The 1,725-nt window shown below is 35.7% G+C and carries 1 protein-coding gene; it reads left to right on the plus strand.

The genetic code is table 11. The features are described 5' to 3' along the window. Positions 1-735: 735 nt before the first annotated feature. Positions 736-1,491, plus strand: coding sequence for a helix-turn-helix domain-containing protein (locus tag DY78_RS03615; protein WP_024624997.1), 756 nt, complete (start codon positions 736-738; stop codon positions 1,489-1,491). Positions 1,492-1,725 lie beyond the last annotated feature (234 nt).

Genomic DNA, 1,725 nt, shown 5'->3' on the forward strand with positions numbered 1-1,725 from the left:
CAGGTTATGCTGAACAATTTGTCCAAAAATTCGGATTAAATTTGCAATCTACCTATCATTCTTTATTCAAAAGCGTGCCACTGCAGCACGCTTTTTATGTGGCGTTTATTTGACTACTAGCGGATTATTGGCGCTGCCAGCTGACCGTCATTCCAGCCGCTATGCGGACCAGTTCCAGCCTGAGAAGCGGTCTTGAACTTCGCTTTCGAGGCCACAAACCAGGTCTCAAAAGACGTCCGTGGTATAAACGGGATAAAGACCGATTCCGTTAACGCCACCTGCATGGCAGCTCAATTGATTTTTGTATAAAATAAATGTTAATGAGTTATAATGAAAGCGATTACGTTAGCGAAAAATTTTGTGTTGAATAGTCAAGTAGAAGAAAGACGCTGATACTTTTTTCCAAATTAGGTCTTTGAATGTAGACGCCCTCAAACCCATAGTTTTTTGATTCTTGGTTGTGGGAGTTTAACACCTTTAGATTTGTCTTGCACACTAGACAATTTTCGTAGATTGGTACAGTTCGTGTGCTTTTAAAAGTATGAAAACCACACTGATTAAATTGCGGGCTGTTAAGACACTAGTACGCTGATGTCGAACTGCCTGTTATTTCTTCTTAATAGTATGATGCAAGTCACCACCACGAATAATTAAATGACCGTTTTGTTTTTTTATTATCTGGCTGGCAGATTTTATCAGTAGCCTAGGATTATCTAGCTACGGGGGGGAATAATTATGCTGGGAAAAGATATTAGTTTGTTAAGGAATAGCGCTGCTTTGTCTAGGGATGAACTTGCCAGTCAAACACAAGTACCAGTTGATGATTTGTGTGATTGGGAAGATGAAGTGAAGTTGCCAAGAAAAAGAGATTTGGTAAAACTTGATAAAGTTTTAGGAAGTAATTTATCAGTCAGTACGTATAAAGACTTATGTTCAGCCAAACGAATAGGTCAAAAACTATCAACTGTAAAAGTAGTATCAATCGCAACGCTATTAATATTTATGGATTTATTTATGACAGGTTTTGGCTATCAGCCAACGTACGTTTTCGTTATTTTACTGTTTTTGACGACATTTGTAACTTTTCCGGCGTTCTTTTTTGAGTATTGGAAAATAACAGATTCAAAAATTGAAAAAGTTTATTATTCAAATAATTTCATTATAAAGACAGTACAAATATTAGTTCCGACACTCAGGGAAAAAAAGGATATTCAATTTAGTGATATTGATACTATAACGATTCACTATACTCTGAAGAAACGTGTCAGTCCGTTTGATTTTTGGCCGGATTATTTTGTCCCAGTCGTTGAAAATGGTGACAGTAAAGAGAATATTAATATTGATTATCATTTGTATGAGTCTCTATACGATACAATGTTGTTTTTGGGATCGCGCAATGTGAAAATCAGCGATCCCCAGCTGATTTTAAAAGTTATTAATAATAAGGAAAACTTGCGTAATCACTTCCATTTACAAGAAAGAGATATTTAATCTGCAACGATAATTTCGTGGTTGCATCATTTATCTGACGCGCTAACTTTGCTGAAATTAATAAATTGTGTTTGATTGCGGTTAGCCAATGTTACCAAAAAAACTATCATATCCCTTTAATACCAAGATGCTAATTAAATTAATATTTCAACTAACCTCACAATTAGCAACCAGAATTCACTGATAGGGTAGATTGTAAAATTAATCCGAACGCTGTTCGGACAAAAAAGATCA

This window comes from Lactiplantibacillus fabifermentans DSM 21115 (genome assembly GCF_000498955.2).
Taxonomy (GTDB): Bacteria; Bacillota; Bacilli; order Lactobacillales; family Lactobacillaceae; genus Lactiplantibacillus; species Lactiplantibacillus fabifermentans.